The sequence below is a fragment of the Neorhizobium sp. S3-V5DH genome (assembly GCF_004343065.1).
Classification (GTDB): Bacteria; Pseudomonadota; Alphaproteobacteria; order Rhizobiales; family Rhizobiaceae; genus Neorhizobium; species Neorhizobium huautlense.
The window spans coordinates 89,125-108,452 of sequence record NZ_SMCL01000009.1; the positions used below are offsets into that span (position 1 = coordinate 89,125).

16 protein-coding genes are annotated in these 19,328 nt (G+C 60.8%); 7 read left to right on the plus strand and 9 right to left on the minus strand.

Annotated elements, in window-relative coordinates; translation table 11 throughout:
- From EDE09_RS14800 to EDE09_RS14840, 9 genes are all read right to left on the minus strand, one after another.
- On the minus strand, positions 1-687 hold the full coding sequence (locus EDE09_RS14800; protein ID WP_105373116.1) for a response regulator transcription factor: 687 nt from the start codon (positions 685-687) through the stop codon (positions 1-3).
- Positions 688-868: 181 nt separating this feature from the next.
- Positions 869-2,263 carry a M20 family metallopeptidase gene (locus EDE09_RS14805; protein WP_132411286.1) on the minus strand — a complete coding sequence of 465 codons (1,395 nt, stop codon included), beginning with the start codon at positions 2,261-2,263 and terminating at the stop codon, positions 869-871.
- A 155-nt stretch (positions 2,264-2,418) separates the two neighbouring features.
- Positions 2,419-4,380 carry a 3-hydroxyacyl-CoA dehydrogenase NAD-binding domain-containing protein gene (locus EDE09_RS14810; RefSeq protein ID WP_132411288.1) on the minus strand — a complete coding sequence of 654 codons (1,962 nt, stop codon included), beginning with the start codon at positions 4,378-4,380 and terminating at the stop codon, positions 2,419-2,421.
- Positions 4,381-4,387: 7 nt separating this feature from the next.
- Positions 4,388-4,783 carry a RidA family protein gene (locus tag EDE09_RS14815; protein WP_112740622.1) on the minus strand — a complete coding sequence of 132 codons (396 nt, stop codon included), beginning with the start codon at positions 4,781-4,783 and terminating at the stop codon, positions 4,388-4,390.
- Positions 4,761-5,192 (minus strand): thioesterase family protein, encoded by a 432-nt coding sequence (locus EDE09_RS14820; RefSeq protein ID WP_132411290.1) that lies wholly within the window; start codon positions 5,190-5,192, stop codon positions 4,761-4,763. Before EDE09_RS14820 ends, EDE09_RS14815 begins: the two co-directional genes overlap by 23 nt.
- Before the next feature lie 9 nt (positions 5,193-5,201).
- Positions 5,202-6,377, minus strand: coding sequence for an acyl-CoA dehydrogenase family protein (locus EDE09_RS14825; RefSeq protein WP_112800607.1), 1,176 nt, complete (start codon positions 6,375-6,377; stop codon positions 5,202-5,204).
- Positions 6,377-7,225 carry an enoyl-CoA hydratase family protein gene (locus EDE09_RS14830; RefSeq protein WP_112800605.1) on the minus strand — a complete coding sequence of 283 codons (849 nt, stop codon included), beginning with the start codon at positions 7,223-7,225 and terminating at the stop codon, positions 6,377-6,379. The genes EDE09_RS14825 and EDE09_RS14830 overlap by 1 nt, the downstream gene beginning before the upstream one ends.
- Entirely contained in the window at positions 7,222-8,019 is a 798-nt protein-coding gene (locus EDE09_RS14835; RefSeq protein ID WP_132411292.1) for an SDR family NAD(P)-dependent oxidoreductase, read from the minus strand. Before EDE09_RS14835 ends, EDE09_RS14830 begins: the two co-directional genes overlap by 4 nt.
- Positions 8,020-8,029: 10 nt before the next feature.
- Positions 8,030-10,378, minus strand: a complete 2,349-nt coding sequence (locus EDE09_RS14840) for a bifunctional salicylyl-CoA 5-hydroxylase/oxidoreductase (RefSeq protein WP_112800600.1) — start codon at positions 10,376-10,378, stop codon at positions 8,030-8,032.
- 276 nt (positions 10,379-10,654) lie between these two features.
- Between EDE09_RS14840 and mprF the strand changes: the two genes are divergently transcribed.
- From mprF to EDE09_RS14875, 7 genes are all read left to right on the plus strand, one after another.
- The gene (gene mprF / locus EDE09_RS14845) at positions 10,655-13,237 is read left to right on the plus strand and encodes a bifunctional lysylphosphatidylglycerol flippase/synthetase MprF (RefSeq protein WP_132411294.1); all 2,583 of its coding nucleotides are present in this window, start codon (positions 10,655-10,657) and stop codon (positions 13,235-13,237) included.
- The gene (locus tag EDE09_RS14850) at positions 13,234-14,595 is read left to right on the plus strand and encodes an AcvB/VirJ family lysyl-phosphatidylglycerol hydrolase (RefSeq protein WP_132411296.1); all 1,362 of its coding nucleotides are present in this window, start codon (positions 13,234-13,236) and stop codon (positions 14,593-14,595) included. The genes mprF and EDE09_RS14850 overlap by 4 nt, the downstream gene beginning before the upstream one ends.
- Positions 14,596-14,947: 352 nt before the next feature.
- Positions 14,948-15,601 (plus strand): TerC family protein, encoded by a 654-nt coding sequence (locus EDE09_RS14855; protein ID WP_105373106.1) that lies wholly within the window; start codon positions 14,948-14,950, stop codon positions 15,599-15,601.
- 266 nt (positions 15,602-15,867) lie between these two features.
- Positions 15,868-16,824 (plus strand): VOC family protein, encoded by a 957-nt coding sequence (locus EDE09_RS14860; RefSeq protein WP_132411298.1) that lies wholly within the window; start codon positions 15,868-15,870, stop codon positions 16,822-16,824.
- 15 nt (positions 16,825-16,839) lie between these two features.
- Entirely contained in the window at positions 16,840-17,568 is a 729-nt protein-coding gene (locus EDE09_RS14865) for a PIG-L deacetylase family protein (protein ID WP_105373104.1), read from the plus strand.
- Complete coding sequence (locus tag EDE09_RS14870; RefSeq protein WP_207914848.1) at positions 17,568-18,239, plus strand: 4-carboxy-4-hydroxy-2-oxoadipate aldolase/oxaloacetate decarboxylase; 672 nt, start codon at positions 17,568-17,570, stop codon at positions 18,237-18,239. The genes EDE09_RS14865 and EDE09_RS14870 overlap by 1 nt, the downstream gene beginning before the upstream one ends.
- Before the next feature lie 25 nt (positions 18,240-18,264).
- Positions 18,265-19,320, plus strand: coding sequence for a 4-oxalomesaconate tautomerase (locus EDE09_RS14875; protein ID WP_132411302.1), 1,056 nt, complete (start codon positions 18,265-18,267; stop codon positions 19,318-19,320).
- The last annotated feature ends 8 nt before the right edge of the window (positions 19,321-19,328 follow it).

Consider the following 19,328-nt stretch of genomic DNA (forward strand, 5'->3'; position numbering starts at 1 on the left):
CTACAATTTGATCAGCCCTTGCTGAAGAGCCTCGAATACTGCCTCGCCGCGGGTGTTGACTTCGAGCTTGCGATAAATGTTCTTGATATAACCCGGAACGGTTTGCCGCGATATCCCAAGATGATCGGCTATGTCCGCATAGCTGAAGCCTTTGGCGATGCCCCAGAGGATATCGATCTCGCGGCGGGTGAGTTTCGCGGTGTTGAGGTCGGAGACACGAGAGTTGGTGCCCGGCCCTCCTTGCGTGCGCCTCACGATGAAGCGGGCGATCGACGCCGATATCGGCGAATGACCCCGCAACAGGTTTCGCACCGTATCGGCGATGTCCGTCGGAAATGCATCCTTCAGCAGATAGCCGTTTGCGCCCACCAGAATTGCGGAAATGACGCTCTCCTCATCGCCGAGTATGGAGATCACCATAATCTCGGTGGTGCCGTTGCGTTGCTTCACCTCACGGATCAGCTCCATCCCGTTCCCATCAGGAAGCTGGAGATCGGTCAGCAATACGTCCGGCACGGAAGCGTTGACGATCTGACGGGCCTCGCCGAGGGTTGCCGCCTCTGCAACGCTGAATTCGCTCTCGCGCGACAGTGCATCGCTGATGCGCCAACGGGTCGGCGCGTCGTCTTCGACGATCAGAATCGATACCGGATTGCCGGTACCCCCATTCGACCGTACGGATGACACTTGAATTCCTCTCCGCCCATTTGATGCCCTGCGGGACTATCGCGTAAATCATCCCGCCAGACCAGCCATGATCATGGGGAGCGGTGCATTCCCCTTGGTTGCACGCTCGGCCGTACTCATCGGTCTGCACGAGCGTCGGCGACTTACTTCAAGTAACGAAGGAATACATCCAACTATATGCTCAGACGGCGTCTGAACCGATATCCCAGTAAAGTCCCGCCATGATCGCCAACCCTTCCCTGACGATGGATATCGGCAGATGCTCATTGGCCGCATGCTGCAAGCAACCTGGATAAGAATGTGGAATCCAGATCGTCGGCAGTCTGAGCAGGTCCGAGAAGACGTTGTTGGGCAGCGAGCCTCCCAGGTTGGGAAGGATCGCGGGTGGTGCACCCAGCGTCTTCTCAATGGATGCCGCGACCCGCTTTACCCAAGGGTGATCCGGGTCCAGGCGGCTTGCGCGGAAGGTAGCATCTGTCGGGTCTTTGACGACCACCCGGTCATAGCCGGCCGCCTTCAATGTCTTGCGGACGGCGGGGATGACCGCATCCGGATCAACGCCTACCGGAAAACGTAGCTGGACCCGCGCCCTTGCCCTGGGCGGTATGGCATTGAGCGGTTGAGCGAGATTGCCGCATTCCATCTCCATGACATCGAAGGAACTCCAGGCAAAGACCTTTTCCTCCGGCGTCAGGCCCGGCTCTCCCCACCAAGGTTCGACTGGCGGGTCGCCGTCGGCGGGTGCGATGTGGCAGTCCTTTAAGGCTACCCGGACGTTTTCGGGGATCATTCCCGGTGTCATCTCGGGCACCTGGATGCGGCCGGCCCGATCCACGAGCGTTGTGATCGCATGGCAAAGTTCGATAGCCGGGTCGGAAAGAAGACCGCCCCAATTGCCCGAGTGCTGAAACGTCTCTCTCGTGTTGATTTCCAGATGAAAGGAGATGCCGCCTCGGGCGCCAAGGAATATCGTCGGCCGGTCAAATGAGAGCCGGGGTCCATCGGATGCGATGAACACATCAGCCTTCAACTCCTCGGCATGCGCGGCGCATATCTCCCCCAGGCCGGGCGAGCCGGACTCTTCGCCCATCTCGATCAGGTATTTCAGGTTGAAGCCGAGGGCACCTTTGATTGCCAACACCGCCTCGATTGCAGCCAGGTTTACCGTATGTTGGCCCTTGTTGTCTGCGGTGCCACGGCCATACCAGGCACCATTTCTCTCGGTCATCTCGAAGGGCGAGAGGCCATTGTCCCACTGGCCCGCAAGTCCGGCGACCACGTCGCCATGGCCGTACTGCAGGACCGTCGTGTAGCTCGGATTCTCCATGCGTTCAGCGAGTAGGAACGGCCCTGGGGCCATCTCGTTTTCATAGATTTTGGTGGTGAAACCGAGGCGCTGAAAGAAGGGCTGCATGTCCTTTGTCACGTAATGCCATAGGTCCGGCCGATTGGCGGCAACGCGACTTGCCGAGGGTATCATGACCCGCTCACGCAGCGTGGCTTCAAAGGAACCGTCGTCCACATAGCTGACGGCCTTGTCGATGGTCGCTTGACGGGAAGGGGGTATCCTCATCATGAAATTCCTGGATTGTCAGGTCGTTGTGGCCCACTCGGGCGATGCTGTTGTCGAAATATGTGACAGATCGAAGCCGAGGTGACAACGAAACATGCATGAGGTTCGGCGGCCTTCTGCGGCGAAAAGGCGCTCTGGCAGATGTGACCTTGGACTCCTCAGCCGTTGAGGAACATTGGTCCACCCCTGTGGGCAGGAAAGCCATAGCCGTTGATCATTACGAGATCGATATCGCTGGCACGGTTCGCAATGCCCTCAGCCAGCAGGGCCTTTCCTTCCGCAGCCATAGCGCTCAACAAGCGACCAAGGATTTCTTCTCTCGGGAAGGTACGGGGTGTGATGCCTTTTTTGGTCCGAGCGGCTTCTATGATTGCGGTGACCTCCGGATCGATTGTGCGCTTGCCATCCGGATAGGCGTACCAGCCACGGCCGGCCTTCTGGCCCAGGCGGCCCGCTTCGCAGAGCGTGTCGGCGATTTCGACATAACGCGCGGAAGGATCGCGGGTCGCCGCCTGCCGCTTGCGGCGGGCCCAGGCGATTTCGAGGCCGGCCATGTCGTAGACTGCGAAAAGGCCCATCGGGAAGCCGTAGTCTTCCAGCGCGGCGTCGATCTCGTGCGGCAGGGCGCCGTCTTCCAGCAAGAATTCGGCTTCGCGGCGATAGGCAGAGAAGATGCGGTTGCCGATGAAGCCTTCGGTGACGCCTGTGACGACCGGCAGCTTTCGCAGTTTCTTGGCAACCGCCAGCCCCGTTGCCAGCACATTCGGCGCCGTTTCGGCGCAGCGAACGACCTCCAGGAGCCGCATCACATGGGCGGGCGAGAAGAAATGCAGGCCGAGCACCCGCTGCGGATGGGCGGTCGCGGCGGCAATCTCGTCCGGGTTCAGGTAGCTGGTATTGGTTGCCAGCACCGCATCCGGATGGATGACCTTGTCGAGGCGCCGGAAAAGGTCGGTCTTGACGGCGAGATCGTCGAACACTGCTTCGACGACGAGATCGCAGGGAGCAAGCTCGGGGTCCGTCGCAGTCACGGAAAGCCGTGCCTTCTGGGCTTCGAAGCCGGTCTGATCGAGGCGGCCCGAGGCGACGTTGCGTTCCAGCAGGCCGATGATGCGCTCTTTGCCCTTTTCGGCGGCTTCGGCGGTCTGGTCGAGGCCGATCACCGAATAACCGGCACCAAGGGCGGCAACGGCAATGCCGCTGCCCATCAGGCCAAGGCCGCAGATGCCGATTGTGTTCACCGGGCGAGGTTGGACGCCTTCCAGATCTTCGACCTTGGAGGACTCCCGTTCGGCGAAGAAGACATAACGAAGGGCGGCTGCCTCGCTGCTGTCGCGGAGTGCGAGGAACGTGGCGCGTTCATCCGCCAGGCCTTCGGTAAGGGGACGATTGGACGAGGTGACAAGCCGGACCGCTTCGGCCGGCGCCTTCTGGCCGCGTGCCCTGGCGAGAATTTTGGCAGAGACCTTTTCGATCTCGGCGGGATCGGCGGCGGCTAAGGTCAACTCGCCGGTGCGGCGGAGTGGTTTGCTGCCCAATGCCGAAGCAGCGGATATTGCGGCTTCAACGAGATCCTCTGCGGCTACCACGTCGATGATCTCGAGTTTCAGGGCCTCCTCGGCCTTCACCGAGCGTCCCGAGGTGATCAGGTCGAGCGCCGCGGGGATGCCGATCAGGCGCGGCAGGCGTTGCGTGCCGCCGGCGCCGGGGACGATGCCGAGTTTGACTTCGGGCAGGCCGACCTGCGCGGCCGGTGCGGCGACGCGGTAGTGGCAGGCAAGTGCGACTTCGAGACCGCCGCCGAGTGCTGCGCCATTCAGGGCAGCCACGACCGGTTTCGACAGGTTCTCGATCTTTTCGATGACCGCCGGCAGGGTCGGCTCCATGACCGGCGTGCCGAATTCCCTGATGTCGGCGCCGCCGACAAATGTCTTTCCAGCACCGGTAATCACGACGCTGGTCACCTCGGCGACCGCTTCTGCGTGGGCGAGTGCTTTCGCAAGCCCGCTGCGGACATCGACGGAGGTCGCGTTGACCGGCGGGTTGTCGATCGTGACGACCAGAACTCCGTTGCGGGTCGTCGCGGAAACCGTGGCGGAAAATTCGATCGTCTCGTTCATGATTGCCTCAGGCCGGAATGACGGCGGTCGCCTGGATTTCGATCTTGGCGCGGTCTTCCACCAGCGCCACGACCTGCATGGCGGCCATGGCGGGGAAATGCTTGCCGATGATTTCGCGATAGGCCTGGCCGATACCCTTGAGGTTGCCGAGGTATTCGGCCTTGTCGGTAAAATACCAAGTCATGGTGGTGATGTGCTCGGGTCCTGCGCCGGCTTCGGCCAGCACGGCGACCACATTCTGCAGCGTCTGCTTCACCTGCCCGACGAAATCGTCGGTCTCGAACTGGCATTGGCCATTCCAGCCGATCTGCCCGCCGACGAAGATCTGGCGGCCGCTGGCGGCCACGCCGTTGGCGTAACCGATCGGTTTTGCCCAGCCTTCAGGCTGCAGAATCGTGTGCATCATCGTTCTCCAAATGCTGTGTCAGCGCTGCGCGCATATCGTGCGGCCAAGGAAGGGCCTTATGGGTTTCGTGCGAGGTGGCGACGAGCCGCTGCTTCGCCGTCCAGAGCAGCCGATCGCCGACCCGTACTTCGTATTCGAGATCGGCGGAGCTGTTGCCGATCCGGATGACCTTAACGGTGAAATCCATCATATCGCCGTGGTAACCGGGGCTCCTGAACGCGACGTCCAGAGTTACGGTCGGCACGCCGATCTTGCGGTCGGTGATCATGTCAGGCCATGGCGCGCCGAGCGAGCCGAAAAACTCCTCGCAAACCCCGACCAGGATGTTCAGGTAGGAGGGGAAATAGGCGATGCCGGAGGGGTCGCAATCTCCGAAGTTCAGGCGGCGGGAGGTCGTGTAAGCCATGATCGTTCCTCACGCCTTCAGAAGTTCGCGGGCAATGATGAGCTTCTGGACCTCGGTCGCGCCTTCGTAGATGCGCAGCGCCCGGATTTCCCGGTAGAGGCTTTCGGTGATCTCGCCGCTTTTTACGCCGCGACCGCCAAAGATCTGCACGGCGCGGTCGATGACGCTTTGTGCATTCTCGGTCGCCACCATCTTGGCCATCGCGGCCTCCTTGGTGGTCGGCAGGCCCTGTACGTCGCGGCGCCAGGCGGCGCGGTAGGTCAAGAGTGCTCCGGCATCGATCTCAGCCGCCATGTCGCCGAAAGCGGCCTGAGTGAGCTGCAGGTCGGAAAGGTGGTTGCCGAACATCGGTCGGTTCTTCGCATAAGCAACGGCTTCGTCGAGCGCCCGCTTGGCAAAACCGAGCGCCGCGGCAGAGACGGAGGCGCGAAAGATGTCGAGCGTCCGCATGGCGATCTTGAAACCTTCGCCGGGCGCCCCGAGCAGGCGCGAAGCCGGAATGCGGCAGTTCTCGAAACGGATTGTTGCCAGCGGATGCGGGGCGATGACGTCGATGCGCTCGGCGATCGAGAAGCCGGGATCGTCGTCAAAGACCACGAAGGCGGAAATGCCGCGCGTGCCGGGGGCCTCGCCGGTGCGGACGAAGACGGTGTAGACATCGGCGATGCCGCCGTTGGAGATCCAGGTCTTTTCGCCGTCGAGAATATAATGGTCGCCGTCCTTGCGGGCCGCGCAGGCCATGGCGGCGACGTCCGAGCCGGCTTCCTTTTCGGAGAGCGCGAAGGCGGAGATCCATTCGCCGGATTGTGCTTTCGGCAGAACCGTGCGGCGCAGCTCCTCGGAGCCGGAGAGGCCGATCGCGCCGGTGCCGAGGCCCTGCATGGCGAAGGCGAAGTCGGCAAGCCCGTCGTGCCAGGCGAGCGTCTCGCGCGTCAGGCAGGCGGCGCGGCTGTCGATCGGCCGGCTGCCGCCGGCACCGGTCGCGGCATCCAGAAGGCCTGCCTGGCCGAGCGCCTTGACGATCGCCCGGCAGGCGCCGTCGGTATTCGAATGGTCGATATGGCTCAGCGCGCCTGACGCCGCAAAGGCGTCGAGCTTTTCAGCAAGCACCTTGTGGCTCTCGTCGAAGAACGGCCAGTCGAGGAAATCGCGTGCCGGCCCTTTGAGCGTCGTTGGCGCGGTCATCAGTTGCCCTCGAAGACCGGCTTGCGCTTTTCGGCGAAGGCCTCGAAGGCGCGGCGAAAATCCTTGGTGGCCATGCAGATCGCCTGGGCCTGGGCTTCCGATTCGATCATCTCGTCGATGCCCATCGCCCATTCTTGGTTCAGCATGGTTTTGGTCATCGTGTGGGCGAACCACGGGCCGTCGGCCAGCGAATGGGCGAGCTTCACGGCTTCGGCTTCCAAGACATCGGCCGGATGGATCGTGTTGAAAAAGCCCCAGGCCTCGCCTTCGCGGGCATTCATCGTGCGGCCGGTGAACAGAAGCTCGGCGGCGCGGCCCTGGCCGATGATGCGCGGCAGGATCCCGCAGGCGCCCATGTCCGCCCCGGCAAGGCCGACGCGGGTGAAGAGGAAGGCGGTCTTGGCTTCCGGCGTCGCCACCCGGATGTCGGAGGCCATGGCAAGGATCGCCCCGGCGCCCATGCAGATGCCGTCGACGGCGGCGACGATCGGCTGCGGGCACTTCTTCATCGCCTTGACGAGGTCGCCGGTCATGCGGGTGAAGGCCAGCAGATCCGGCATCGCCATATGGGTCAGCGGCTCGATGATCTCGAAGACGTCGCCACCGGAGGAGAAATTGCCGCCGGCACCGGTCAGGACTATCGAGCGGATATCGGAGGCGTAGACGAGATCGCGAAAAAGATCGCGCAATTCCGCATAACTTTCGAAGGTCAGCGGGTTCTTGCGCTGGGCCCGGTTCAGGCGGATGGTCGCGACGCGGTCATTTTCGCTCACTTCCCAGAGAAAGTGCTTCGGCTGGTAGTCCTTGAAGGGGCGGAGATGTCCCGCCATCGAAGCCTGTTCGCTCATCCTGCCAATACCTCCCCACCGGCAACCGCGATTGCCTGTCCGTTGATTGATGCAGCTCCGGGCGATGCCAGCCACAGAACCGTGTCCGCGACCTCCTCCGGCTTCACCAGCCGCCCCTGCGGATTGCTTTTGGTAAATTCCTTCAACGCCTGCTCCTCCGTCCGTCCGGTCTTGGCGACGATTGTTTCGATCGAACGGGCGATCAGAGGTGTGTCGGTAAAGCCGGGGCAGACGGCGTTGACGGTGATGCCGGTCCTGGCAAGCTCCAGCGCCAGGGAACGGGTGAGGCCGACGACGCCATGTTTGGCGGCCACGTAGGCAGAGACGTAGGCATAACCGGTGAGCCCGGCGGTCGAGGCGATGTTGATGATGCGGGCGCCTGACCCAAAAGCCTTGAGATCCGGCAGCACGGCCTGTGTCATGAGGAATACGCCGGTGAGGTCGACCGTCATCACCCGGTTCCACATCTCCAGCGAGGTCTTTTCGAAGGGCGCGCTCGGGCCTTCTCCCGCATTGTTGACGAGGATATCGACCGGGCCGAAGGCAGCGCGGGCTGTCTTGAGGCCGTTGTCGATGGCGATTTCGTCGGTTACGTCGAAACCGTCGGCGACGCAGACCTTATTCTTACCGAGCTTTTCGGCCAGCGCCTCCAGTGGTTCGGTCCGCCGGCCCGCCAGCGTCACCCGCGCGCCGGCTTCCACCAGCGCCGTCGCGATCGCCGCGCCGATGCCCGAACCCGCGCCGGTGACGAGGGCGTGGCGGTTGGCAAGCCTGGCCGGGGCCGCTTCGGTCATGACGTGATCCTTATTTCGCTGCAGCCGTCGGGCCGGCGGCCGGAGGGGCAGCCGCTGCCGCAGCGCGCGCGAGGTTGGTCTCGTATTGCGCCTTGCCGGAATAATACTGCTTCGGCCAGGGAATGCTGGTCAGGCCGATCTTGGCTGCCTCGTGCAGAACCCAGGCGGGGTCGGCGAGATGCGGGCGGGCGACGGCGCAAAGATCGGCACGGCCGGCGGCGATGATCGAGTTGGCGTGGTCGGCCTCGGAAATCGCGCCGACGGCGATGGTCGGGATGCCGATCTCGTTGCGGATCTTGTCGGAAAAGGGCGTCTGGAAGAGGCGGCCATAGACCGGCTTTTCTTCCTTCCAGACCTGACCGGAGGAGCAGTCGATCAGGTCGGCTCCCACTCCCTTGAACATTTTTGCGAAGATGGCGGCGTCTTCGGGTGTGTTTCCACCCTCGAACCAGTCGTGGCAGGAAAGTCGGACGGAAATCGGCTTGTCGTCTGGCCAGACTTCTCGGATGGCGCGGAAGACTTCGAGCGGATAGCGAGCGCGGTTTTCGTGGCTGCCGCCGTATTCGTCGGTGCGGATGTTGGTGAGCGGCGAGAGGAAGCTCGAGAGCAGATAACCGTGTGCGCAGTGCAGTTCCAGCCAGTCGGCGCCGGCTTCGGCCGCATATCCAGCCGCCCGTACAAAATCCGCCCTGACGCGATCCATATCGTCTCGGTCCATCGCTTTCGGGGTCTGGCTGCTTTTGAGGTAGGGGAGTGCCGAAGCCGAGATCAATGGCCAGCCACCCTCTTCGATCGGCTGGTCGATGCCTTCCCAGGCGACCTTGGTCGAGCCCTTGCGGCCCGCATGGCCAAGCTGGATGCCGACCTTGGCGGCGGAATTCTCATGAACGAAGGAAACGAAACGCTTCCAGGCCGCCGCCTGTTCATCGTTCCAAAGGCCGAGGCAGCCGTGGGTGATGCGGGCATCCGGCGAGACGCAGGTCATTTCCCCAAACACGAGGCCGGCGCCGCCAAGCGCACGGGAGCCGAGATGGACCAGATGGAAATCGTCCAGCATGCCGTCCTTGGCGGAATACATCGCCATCGGCGACATGACGATGCGGTTCGGCAGATGTGTTTCGCGCAGCGAATAGGGCGTGAACATCGGCGGCAGGGTGCGGCCGTTGCCGCTGACGTCGATGCCGTTTTTCCCGGCGAACCAGCGCTCGTAACCTTCCAGCCATTTCGGATCGCGCAGGCGAAGGTTTTCGTGGCTGATGCGCTGGGAGCGGGTCAACATCGAATACATGAATTGTTCCGGCTCCAGTGTATCGGCATAACGCTGGCCGACCACTTCGAACCATTCCATGGCGTTGCGGGCCGCATTCTGGATGCGGGCGACATCGACGCGGCGGATTTCCTCGTAGGTATCGAGAACCGCCGGGATCTTGTCCTTGGAATGGCCGAGCTTGTTGAACTGGTTGGTGAGCTCGATCGCGTCGTCGATGGCGAGCTTGGTGCCGGAACCGATCGCGAAATGGGCGGTGTGGGCGGCGTCGCCCATCAGCACGACATGCGAGTTGCCGTTGAAATGGCTCCACTTGCCGCAGATGAGGCGGTTGAAGTTCAGCCACGCGGATCCGCGCAGATGCCGCGCATTGGTCATCAGTTCGGAGCCTTCGAGCACTTCCGAGAACAGGTCCTGGCAGAAGTCGATCGAGCCCTGCTGGTCCATCTGGCCAAGGCCGTGCTTTTCGTAGGCCTCTTCGGTGGTCTCGACAATGAAGGTCGAGGTCTTGTCGTCGAACTTGTAGATATGCGCCTGGAACCAGCCGTGGTCCGTCTTGCGGAAATCGAAGGTGAAGGCGTCAAACAGCTTGTTGGTGCCGAGCCAGATATAGCGGTTCGGGCGCACAACGAGATCCGGCTCAAAAACTTCCGGATAACGGTTGCGGATCTTCGAGTTGAAGCCGTCGGAAGCGATGATCAGGTCCGCATCCGGATAGTCGATATCGCCGTTGGCCTCCGTCTCGAAAACCAGTTCAACGCCGAGCGCCTCGCAGCGGCGCTGCAGGATGTTCAAGAGCTTCTTGCGGCCGATGCCGACGAAGCCGTGGCCTGACGTGCGCTGGCGCGTGCCCTTGAACAGCAGTTCGATATCGTCCCAGTGATTGAATGCATCCTCGATTTCGGCGGCACTTTCCGGGTCCCAGGCCTTCATCGACACCATGGTGGCGTCAGAGAACACCACGCCCCAGCCGAACGTGTCGTAAGGTTTGTTGCGCTCGACCACCGAGATCGAATGCTCGGGATGAAACTTCTTCATCAGGAGCGCGAAGTAGAGGCCGGCTGGGCCGCCACCGATACAGACGATGCGCATATCCAAGTCCTCCTGACAGTTCACCACTTAATTATTTTAAGTTTAAACTATATGGCTTCGGATCTGGCCGTCAAGCTTATAATTCGTGAACGGCTCTGGCTATGGTCGTCTTGCGAGCGCCCCTCTCGCCGGTGGGATCAGTGCGCCCGACGGCATATTGAAGACTGGGACTGCGCTTTAACGATATCAGACACATTATAGCCGCGATCCCGTTGCTTTTGCTGCGCGTCTGATCAAAATCCGGGCGCGAAATCTTTCTCAGTATCGGCAACCAAAATGGAATCCACGGATCGTCAGCCCAACCGCTTTCGAGACCTCATTGAAACGTATCGTTCTTACCTCATAGCGCTCGCGGTGCTGCTGGTCTTCGCCTTTACGACCTTTGCGATCTACGATCTCACGACCGAGGTCAGCTATGACGACGTGATTGAGGCGCTCGGCCATACCCGTTGGTCTTCGATCGGGTTGGCGATCTTCTTTACCGCGTTGAGCTTTGCGGCGCTCGTCGGCTACGATATGAACGCGCTTGCCTATATCGGTCGGTCATTGCCGCCGGTGCCGGTCGCAATGACCGCGTTCAGCGCCTATGCGGTCGGCAACACCGCTGGCTTCGGGGCGCTCAGCGGCGGGGCTATTCGATTCCGGGCCTATTCGCGTCTGGGGCTTTCTCCCGATGATATCGGCCGGGTCATCGCCTTCGTTACACTTGCTTTCGGTATCGGATTGTTGGCGGTTACTGCTTTCGCGTCGCTCGTTACGGCCCCGCGGATCGCGGCAATCGTCCATATAGACCAAGGCTGGGTGCGAGCCGTGGCGGTTCTGATCATCGCGGTTCTTTTTGCATTGGTTGTATTGGGGAAGAACGGTCGGACCATAGCGATAGGCCGCGTGAACATCCGGCTGCCGGACACCCGTACATCGTCGCAGCAGTTTCTGGTCACTGTGCTCGATATCGCCGCTTCGTCGTCGGTCCTCTACGTCCTCTTGCCGCAGACCGAAATCGGTTGGCCGTCATTCCTGGCAATCTATACTACCGCCGTGGGAATTGGGGTACTCAGCCACGTGCCGGCAGGTCTTGGTGTCTTCGAAACCGTAATCATCGCGGCTCTTGGCAGCACGGTCAGAGTCGACGAGGTTCTTGGCAGCCTCGTCCTCTACCGTGTCATCTACCACGTTCTGCCTCTGCTGATCGCGACACTCGTCGTGATCGGTCTTGAAATTCGGCAGTTAGCCCATCATCCGGTTACGTCGACCTTGCGAAAGCTGGAATTCCGGCTGGCACCGCCCCTGCTTGCCACTTTTGCGATGATCGCGGGGGCAATGCTGATCTTTTCCAGCGTCACTCCGACGCCGGATTCCGATCTTAACCTGCTTTCCAGCTATCTGCCGCTGCCGTTGGTGGAAGGCGCGCATTTCCTGTCAAGCATTTTCGGACTTGTGTTGTTCGTCGCTGCGCGCGGCATTGGGCAGAGGCTCGACGGAGCCTGGTGGACAGGGCTGGTTTGTGCCGCGTTCGCTCTTGTCTTTGCCTTTGTACGTGCGGTTGCTCTTTTCGAAGCAGTGTTCTTGATCATTCTTCTTGCGGGGCTAGCTCTCAGCGCCAAACAATTCAATCGGCGGTCTTCGATGTTTGGTCAGGTTCTGACACCGAGCTGGATGACCGCAATGCTGGTCATTGTTGCCGCAGCCGTTACTGTCCTGCTTTTTGTATATCGCGAGGTGCAATACACCCACGAGCTGTGGTGGCAGTTTGAATTTGCCGAAGAGGCGCCACGTGGCCTGCGTGCTGCGCTCGGTCTTACGATCTTTGCGGGAATGCTCTCTCTTTTCAGTCTGCTCCGACCGGCGGCATTTCGCTCGCCACCGTCAACGACCGGCGACCTTGAGGCGGCCATTCGGATTGCGATGTCGCAGGACAACGCCGACGCCAACCTGGTCCGAATGGGCGATAAGCGGCTGATGTTTTCCGAAAGCGGACATGCGTTCATCATGTATGGGATTCAGGGCCGATCCTGGATTGCACTTTTCGATCCAGTAGGAGCCCGAGAGGAAACCGCCGATCTGGTGTGGCGTTTCATCGAGGAGGCACGTGCCCGAGGCGGGCGGGCCGTCTTCTACCAGATATCGCCAGATCTTCTTTCCCATTGTGCAGATGCGGGGCTGAGGGCTTTCAAGCTGGGTGAACTTGCAATCGTCGACCTCACGCGTTTCGATCTCAAAGGCAGTCGCCTCGCGAGCCTTCGTCAAGCGGTTAACAAGGGAGCGCGGGAAGGACTGGAATTTTCGGTGATCGACCAGCCGGAGGTCATGGCTTCGATCGAGGATCTTAAAGCGGTTTCCGATGCATGGCTTGCGGAGCATAATACCCGTGAAAAGACCTTCTCGCTCGGTTCCTTCCGCGACGACTATGTGAGCTCTCAGGCCGTTGCCGTTTTGCGAAAAGAAAATCGTATCGTTGCTTTCGCAACGCTGTCGGTCACTGATACGAAGCAGGAAGGAACCGTTGATCTGATGCGTTTTGCGCCCGAAGCTCCCAGGGGATCTATGGATTTTCTATTTGCGAAGATCATGGAATATCTCCGCGACGCCGGTTATGCGCAGTTCAATCTTGGCATGGCGCCGCTCTCGGGTATGGCTGCACGCGAGGCAGCGCCGGTCTGGGACCGGATCGGCGGCATCGTGTTTGAACATGGCGAACGGTTTTACAATTTCAGGGGATTAAAGGCCTTCAAGTCGAAGTTCCATCCGATCTGGAAGCCACGGTACCTGGCCGTTGCAGGTGGCGTGAGCCCTGCCATCGTGATGATGGACGCGACGCTTCTGATCAGCGGCGGCTTGAGAGGAGTGGTCGGCAAATGATGTCTATACGTTTTCTCGTCATCTCGCTTGCCGCATGGTTGTATATCACGGGGGCTGCCGGTCAGCAGCCAGGCTTCAATACGGGAATGATCCCGGCGCCTCGTATCCTGTTGCCGACCAATAGCGCCGATCTCAACGGTATTGTCTTTCTGATATCCGGCGGCGAAGGTTGGAGCGCTCGCGAGGATGTCCAGGCGCAGGCTGCAGTGGATGCCGGTGCCGCAGTGGTCGGTATCGATTTCCCGTCCTACATCAAATCGCTCGCGGCGGACGACGGCGGCTGCGTCTACATGGTTTCCGATGTCGAAGACCTCTCCCAGCAGATTCAGCGGCGGATCGGCAATTCGAATTATCGCCATCCGATCGTGGCTGGCCTCGGTGAGGGAGGAGCGCTGGCGCTGGCCATGGTCTCGCAGAGTCCCAATGCTACGATTGGCGAGGCGATTGCAGTCGACCCGGTTGCGGGCATACCGCTCTCCAAGGAGCTTTGCACTCCAGCTCCGAAACAGAAAGTCGGTGATCGCACGATCTACGGCTTCGACGGCGGCTCCTTGCCGACGGCGGTTACGATCATTTCGACCGCAGCGGCCGATATTGCCGGAAAGGCGCATGCCCAACGACTGAAGCAGGAACATCCGGAAGTGCAGCTTGATGATTCTGCCTCACCCCCCGAGGCGGCGCTCTCCCAAGCGCTGGCGGTCGGCCTCTCAGCAGCAAGTATGAACGACCTGCCGCTCGACCTGCCGCTGACCGTGCTGGAAGCCAAACCAGCAATAAACACGATGGCCGTGATTTATTCCGGCGATGGCGGGTGGCGCGATTTGGACAGCGAGGTTGGCGGCTATCTGCAATCGCAGGGCATACCAACCATCGGGGTGGACTCCTTGCGCTATTTCTGGTCGGAGCGGTCCCCCCAGGGGACGGCGGAAGATCTTGCAAGGATCATCGAGCACTATCGTCGCCAATGGAATGTTCAGAACGTCCTCCTTGTCGGCTATTCCTTCGGTGCGGACGTGTTGCCGGCCACCTACAATCGCCTCGCGCCTTCGGACCGGGAACGAGTGAAACAGATCACCCTTTTGGGCTTGTCGCACCAGGTTGATTACGAAATTTCCGTGACCGGTTGGCTGGGAGCCGAGGGATCCGGCAAGGGTGGAGATCCCGTGGATGACATTGCGAAGATCGATCCCAAACTCATCCAATGCGTCTATGGCACGGATGAAGATGACGATCCCTGTCCCATGTTGAAGGATCGAGGCGTCGAAGTCGCACCGATCGAGGGTGGTCATCACTTCGATGAAAACTATCAAGCTCTGGGCAAGCGCATTCGCGACAGTCTCCAGACACGTCTTAAATAGCGCCTGCGATTCCGCGCTTATTCTGCCCGACAACAGTGGAAGTTCCTGGATGATCTTGTCTGGCTTTAGGCCGGTCAGTGGGAATATGGGAGTGGCAACAGAGACCTCAACTCAACACTTGAGTTTCTGTCGTCGGGCCGTTAAATCTCACGCCACCAGACCGGGCCCCTCTGGCAGTTCGTCTTGAACTGTGATGTCGGACTGGAATCGTCCAAGTTAGGTGCCTGGTGTTCGTGGCGGTCTCCAACGAAAACGGCAGTGAACCTACGGCAGGCAAAATGTCAGTCGTATGCTCCTGCTGAACTACCATCGCGACATGAGGCATTCCACGCCATAAGAGATTGGGTGCCAAATGATGGAAATCTTCACCGCAGAGGCGTTATCTGCCCTCCTGCAAGTTATCATGATCGATCTTGTCCTTGCCGGCGATAATGCGATCGTCATCGGTCTTGCTGCAGCTGGACTGCCGAAGGAACAGCGGGCCAAGGCAATCCTCGTCGGTATCATTGCCGCGACTGTTCTTCGTATCGGGTTTGCGCTTGCTACCACGCAGTTGCTGCAGATCGTCGGCTTGCTGCTTGCAGGGGGCGTATTGCTCCTGTGGGTTTGCTGGAAAATGTGGCGAGAACTGCGTACACCGCATCAGCAGGAGGACGAGGCGGCTGAGGCGCTCGAAGGGGTGGATCTCAATAAAGACGGCACCATTGCCGGTGGCGCGCCGCGCAAAACCTTCTCGCAGGCTGCCTGGCAGATCGTTATCGCAGACGTCTCAATGTCGCTCGACAACGTCCTGGCTGTCGCCGGCGCAGCCCACGAGCACCCTGAAGTCCTGATCTTCGGTCTGGTTCTGTCGATCGCTCTCATGGGTGTCGCCGCAAGCTTTATCGCGCGTCTCCTCAACAAGCACCGGTGGATCGCTTATGTCGGTCTTGCCGTGATCCTCTACGTGGCGCTCGAAATGATCTGGCGCGGCGCGGTGGAAGTCATGCCCTATCTCGGCGGCTGATTATTCGCGGCGCGGTGAGATCTTCACCGCGCCGCCTTTGCACGACCGGTACTCTTGCTCGCTGCTCGCGAGCCTATCCCCTCCTCAATCAAAACTTATGGCCCTGCAGCAGAACCTATTCGTCATGCCGACGATCTGCTTTTATGCCTTTACCATGATGCGGCGTTCGTCGCCGGCCGCGTTGAGGTGGAGGACGCGGCTTTCGTTTGGAGGAGAAGGCGTCTTTCCGCCTGGCGCCTATGAGCTAACCGCTCGGGACAGACCCAATGACCGAACCCTGTTACGATGTCGCCCATCTGGGTCACGTGGAACTCTACACTGATCGTTTCGATGAAAGTCTGGATTTCTTCACCCGCATCTACGGGCTCACGGAAAATGGGCGTGAAGGCGATAGCGTTTATCTGCGAGCTTTCGACGACTACGAATTCCATACCCTGAAGCTCACCAAGCACCATACCACGGGTGTCGGTCATATCGGCTATCGCACATCGTCCGTGGAAGCGCTTGAGCGGCGCGTCAAAGTAATTGAGGAAAAGGGCTGGGGCGTCGGCTGGATGGAAGGCGATCTTGGCCATGGCCGCGCCTACCAGTTCAAGAGCCCCGACGGTCACCTGTTCGAACTCTACTGGGACACCAGGGAATATGTGGCGCCGCCGGAGGAAAAGCCGGCACTAAAAAACATCGCCCAGCGTTACCATGGCCGCGGAACGTGTCCTCGGCGCCTTGACCACGTCAATCTGCTCGCCGCCGATGTCAGCCTCATGCGAGAATTCATGATCACGGCGCTCGGCAGCCGGGTGACGGAAATGATCCAGCTCGACAACGGCCGTCTCGGCGGCTGCTGGTTCACCATCAACAACAAGACCTATGACCTCGCCTGCTCCGAGGATCAAACCGGTTCGCATGGTCGCTTCCACCATGTCACCTATGCCTGCGACCAGCGCGAAGATATCCTGCGCGCCGCCGACATCTTCCTGGAAAATGGCGTTCACATCGAGTCCGGCCCGCACAAGCATGCGATCCAGGGCACGTTCTTCCTCTATGTCTGGGAGCCGGCCGGTAATCGCGTTGAACTCGCCAATGCAGGCGCCCGCCTGATCTTGCGGCCCGACTGGAAGCCGGTCGTCTGGACCGAAGCCGACCGCAAGAAGGGCCAGGCCTGGGGGATGAAGACGATCGAAACCTTCCACACGCACGGCACGCCGCCGGCTCTGCATAAGTAAATCAAGAGGCATCCCATGGCAAAGACAGCATTGGTCATCAGCGCCCATTCGGCGGATTTCGTCTGGCGTTGCGGCGGCGCGATCGCGCTGCACGAGGAAAAGGGCTATGACGTTACGGTAGTCTGCCTGTCCTATGGCGAGCGCGGCGAAAGTGCCAAGCTCTGGAAAAACCCGGGCATGACGCTCGAAAAGGTGAAGACCGAGCGCCGCAGGGAAGCGGAAAACGCGGCAAAAGCGCTCGATGTTACCGACATCCAGTTTTTCGATCTCGGCGACTATCCACTGGTCGTCGATCAGGACGCCAAGTTCAAGCTGGTCGACGTGATCCGCAAGGTTCAGCCGGAATTCATGCTCTCTCATTCGAAATGGGACCCGTACAATACCGACCACATGTACGCGACACAGGTGGCACTTGACGCCCGCATGATTGCCCAGGCCTGGGGCCACAATCCCGGGGAAAAGGTTCTCGGCGCGCCGCAGCTTTACCTGTTCGAGCCGCACCAGACCGAACAGATGGAATGGAAACCGGATGTTTTCCTCGACATCTCGCCCGTCTGGGAAAAGAAGTGGGCGGCTATCCAGTGCATGGAGGGCCAGGAGCACCTGTGGCACTACTACAAGAACGTCGCGGAAAACCGCGGAAACCATTTCATGCGCAATTCGGGCGGGCAGTCCGGCGGGCGCAAGTCCACCCACGCCGAAGGCTTCCAGTCCGTCTTCCCCCGTACTGTGGATGAACTCTGATGTCGGTTGTCGTTCAGAACATCGAGCGTGCTGATCAGTCGGTCATCGACCGGCTGGCCGCCTGCGGCGTTGCCACGGTGCATGAAGCGCAGGGCCGCAAGGGCCTGCTCGCCAGCTATATGCGGCCGATCTTTCCGGGTGCACGCCTCGCGGCGAGTGCCGTCACTATCTCCGCACCTCCGGGCGACAACTGGATGCTGCATGTGGCGATCGAACAGCTGAAGGCCGGCGACATTCTGCTGCTCGCCCCGACCAGCCCTTGCGAGGACGGCTATTTCGGTGATCTCCTCGCCACGTCTGCGCAGGCGCGCGGTTGCAAGGGATTGATCATCGATGCGGGTGTTCGGGATGTGGCTGATCTGACGGAGATGAAGTTTCCCGTGTGGTCGAAGGCGATCTTCGCACAGGGCACAGTCAAGGAAACACTCGGCTCGGTCAACGTACCGGTTGTATGCGCTGGCGCCTATGTTCGCCCGGGTGATGTGATCGTTGCCGATGATGATGGCGTTTGTGTCGTGCTGCGCGAGGAAGCTGAAGTGGTTGCAAAGAAGGCGGAAGCCCGTGTTGCGGCCGAGGACGACAAGCGCAAAAGGCTCGCCGCCGGCGAACTCGGGCTCGACATTTATGAGATGCGGGGCCGGCTGGCTGAAAAGGGCCTGAAGTATATCTGAGCGCTGCAAAAGAGCGGAGGCGGTCATGAGTAAAACCGAAACCGGCGTCCGATGCATGTGGATGCGGGGTGGCACATCCAAAGGCGGATACTTTCTGGCCGAAGACCTGCCGGCCGATCGCGACAGTTTCCTGCTGCGGGCGATGGGCTCGCCCGATTCCCGCCAGATCGACGGAATGGGCGGCGCTCATCCGCTGACCTCGAAAGTGGCCGTGGTGCAGAAGTCGGAACGGGAAGGGGTCGATGTCGACTATCTCTTCCTGCAGGTCTTCGTCGACCAGCCGATCGTCACCGATGCGCAGAACTGCGGCAATATCCTCGCCGGCATCGGGCCTTTCGCCATCGAGCGCGGGCTGGTGCCGGTGAAGGGCGAGAAGACCGAAGTTTCGATCTTCATGGAAAATACCGGGCAGATCGCCATTGCGACGATCGAGACGCCCGGCGGCCGGGTGACCTACAAGGGCGAAGCCCGGATCGACGGCGTGCCGGGAACCTCCGCGCCGGTGCCGATCGTGTTCGCGGATACGGCCGGTTCCTCCTGCGGCGCGCTGCTGCCGACCGGGAATGCGGTCGATGGGATCGAAGGCGTCGCCTGCACGCTGATCGACAACGGCATGCCCTGTGTCGTCATGCGTGCCGACGTGCTCGGCATAAAAGGCGACGAAGACCCGAAGGAGCTGGAAGCCAACCAGGAGCTTCGCGCCAGGCTGGAGGCGATCCGGCTGAAGGCCGGGCCGATGATGAACCTCGGCGATGTCACCAAAAAATCGGTGCCGAAGATGACCATGGTTTCGGCGCCAACCGCCGGCGGAGCGATTTCGACCCGCACTTTCATCCCGCATACGTGCCACGACGCGATCGGCGTGCTCGGCGCGGTCAGCGTGGCGACGGCCTGCCTCCTGCCGGAAGGGCCGGCTTCGGAACTAGCCGTCATTCCAGACGGTGACGAGAAGCTGCTGTCGATCGAGCACCCCACCGGCGAGATGAGCGTCATCGCCACGATGAGGGATGGCGAGGTGCATCGTGCGGCGGTGCTGCGCACGGCGCGCAAACTGTTCGACGGCGTGGTTTTCGGCGATTGAGAGTAGGA

Excerpts from the sequence above, each read along its gene's own strand:
- EDE09_RS14805 (WP_132411286.1), bottom strand. The coding sequence starts at position 2,263 with ATGATGAGGATACCCCCTTCCCGTCAAGCGACCATCGACAAGGCCGTC.
- EDE09_RS14810 (WP_132411288.1), bottom strand. The coding sequence starts at position 4,380 with ATGAACGAGACGATCGAATTTTCCGCCACGGTTTCCGCGACGACCCGC.
- EDE09_RS14815 (WP_112740622.1), bottom strand. The coding sequence starts at position 4,783 with ATGCACACGATTCTGCAGCCTGAAGGCTGGGCAAAACCGATCGGTTAC.
- EDE09_RS14820 (WP_132411290.1), bottom strand. The coding sequence starts at position 5,192 with ATGGCTTACACGACCTCCCGCCGCCTGAACTTCGGAGATTGCGACCCC.
- EDE09_RS14825 (WP_112800607.1), bottom strand. The coding sequence starts at position 6,377 with ATGACCGCGCCAACGACGCTCAAAGGGCCGGCACGCGATTTCCTCGAC.
- EDE09_RS14830 (WP_112800605.1), bottom strand. The coding sequence starts at position 7,225 with ATGAGCGAACAGGCTTCGATGGCGGGACATCTCCGCCCCTTCAAGGAC.
- EDE09_RS14835 (WP_132411292.1), bottom strand. The coding sequence starts at position 8,019 with ATGACCGAAGCGGCCCCGGCCAGGCTTGCCAACCGCCACGCCCTCGTC.
- EDE09_RS14840 (WP_112800600.1), bottom strand. The coding sequence starts at position 10,378 with ATGCGCATCGTCTGTATCGGTGGCGGCCCAGCCGGCCTCTACTTCGCG.
- mprF (WP_132411294.1), top strand. The coding sequence starts at position 10,655 with ATGGAATCCACGGATCGTCAGCCCAACCGCTTTCGAGACCTCATTGAA.
- EDE09_RS14850 (WP_132411296.1), top strand. The coding sequence starts at position 13,234 with ATGATGTCTATACGTTTTCTCGTCATCTCGCTTGCCGCATGGTTGTAT.
- EDE09_RS14855 (WP_105373106.1), top strand. The coding sequence starts at position 14,948 with ATGATGGAAATCTTCACCGCAGAGGCGTTATCTGCCCTCCTGCAAGTT.
- EDE09_RS14860 (WP_132411298.1), top strand. The coding sequence starts at position 15,868 with ATGACCGAACCCTGTTACGATGTCGCCCATCTGGGTCACGTGGAACTC.
- EDE09_RS14865 (WP_105373104.1), top strand. The coding sequence starts at position 16,840 with ATGGCAAAGACAGCATTGGTCATCAGCGCCCATTCGGCGGATTTCGTC.
- EDE09_RS14870 (WP_207914848.1), top strand. The coding sequence starts at position 17,568 with ATGTCGGTTGTCGTTCAGAACATCGAGCGTGCTGATCAGTCGGTCATC.
- EDE09_RS14875 (WP_132411302.1), top strand. The coding sequence starts at position 18,265 with ATGAGTAAAACCGAAACCGGCGTCCGATGCATGTGGATGCGGGGTGGC.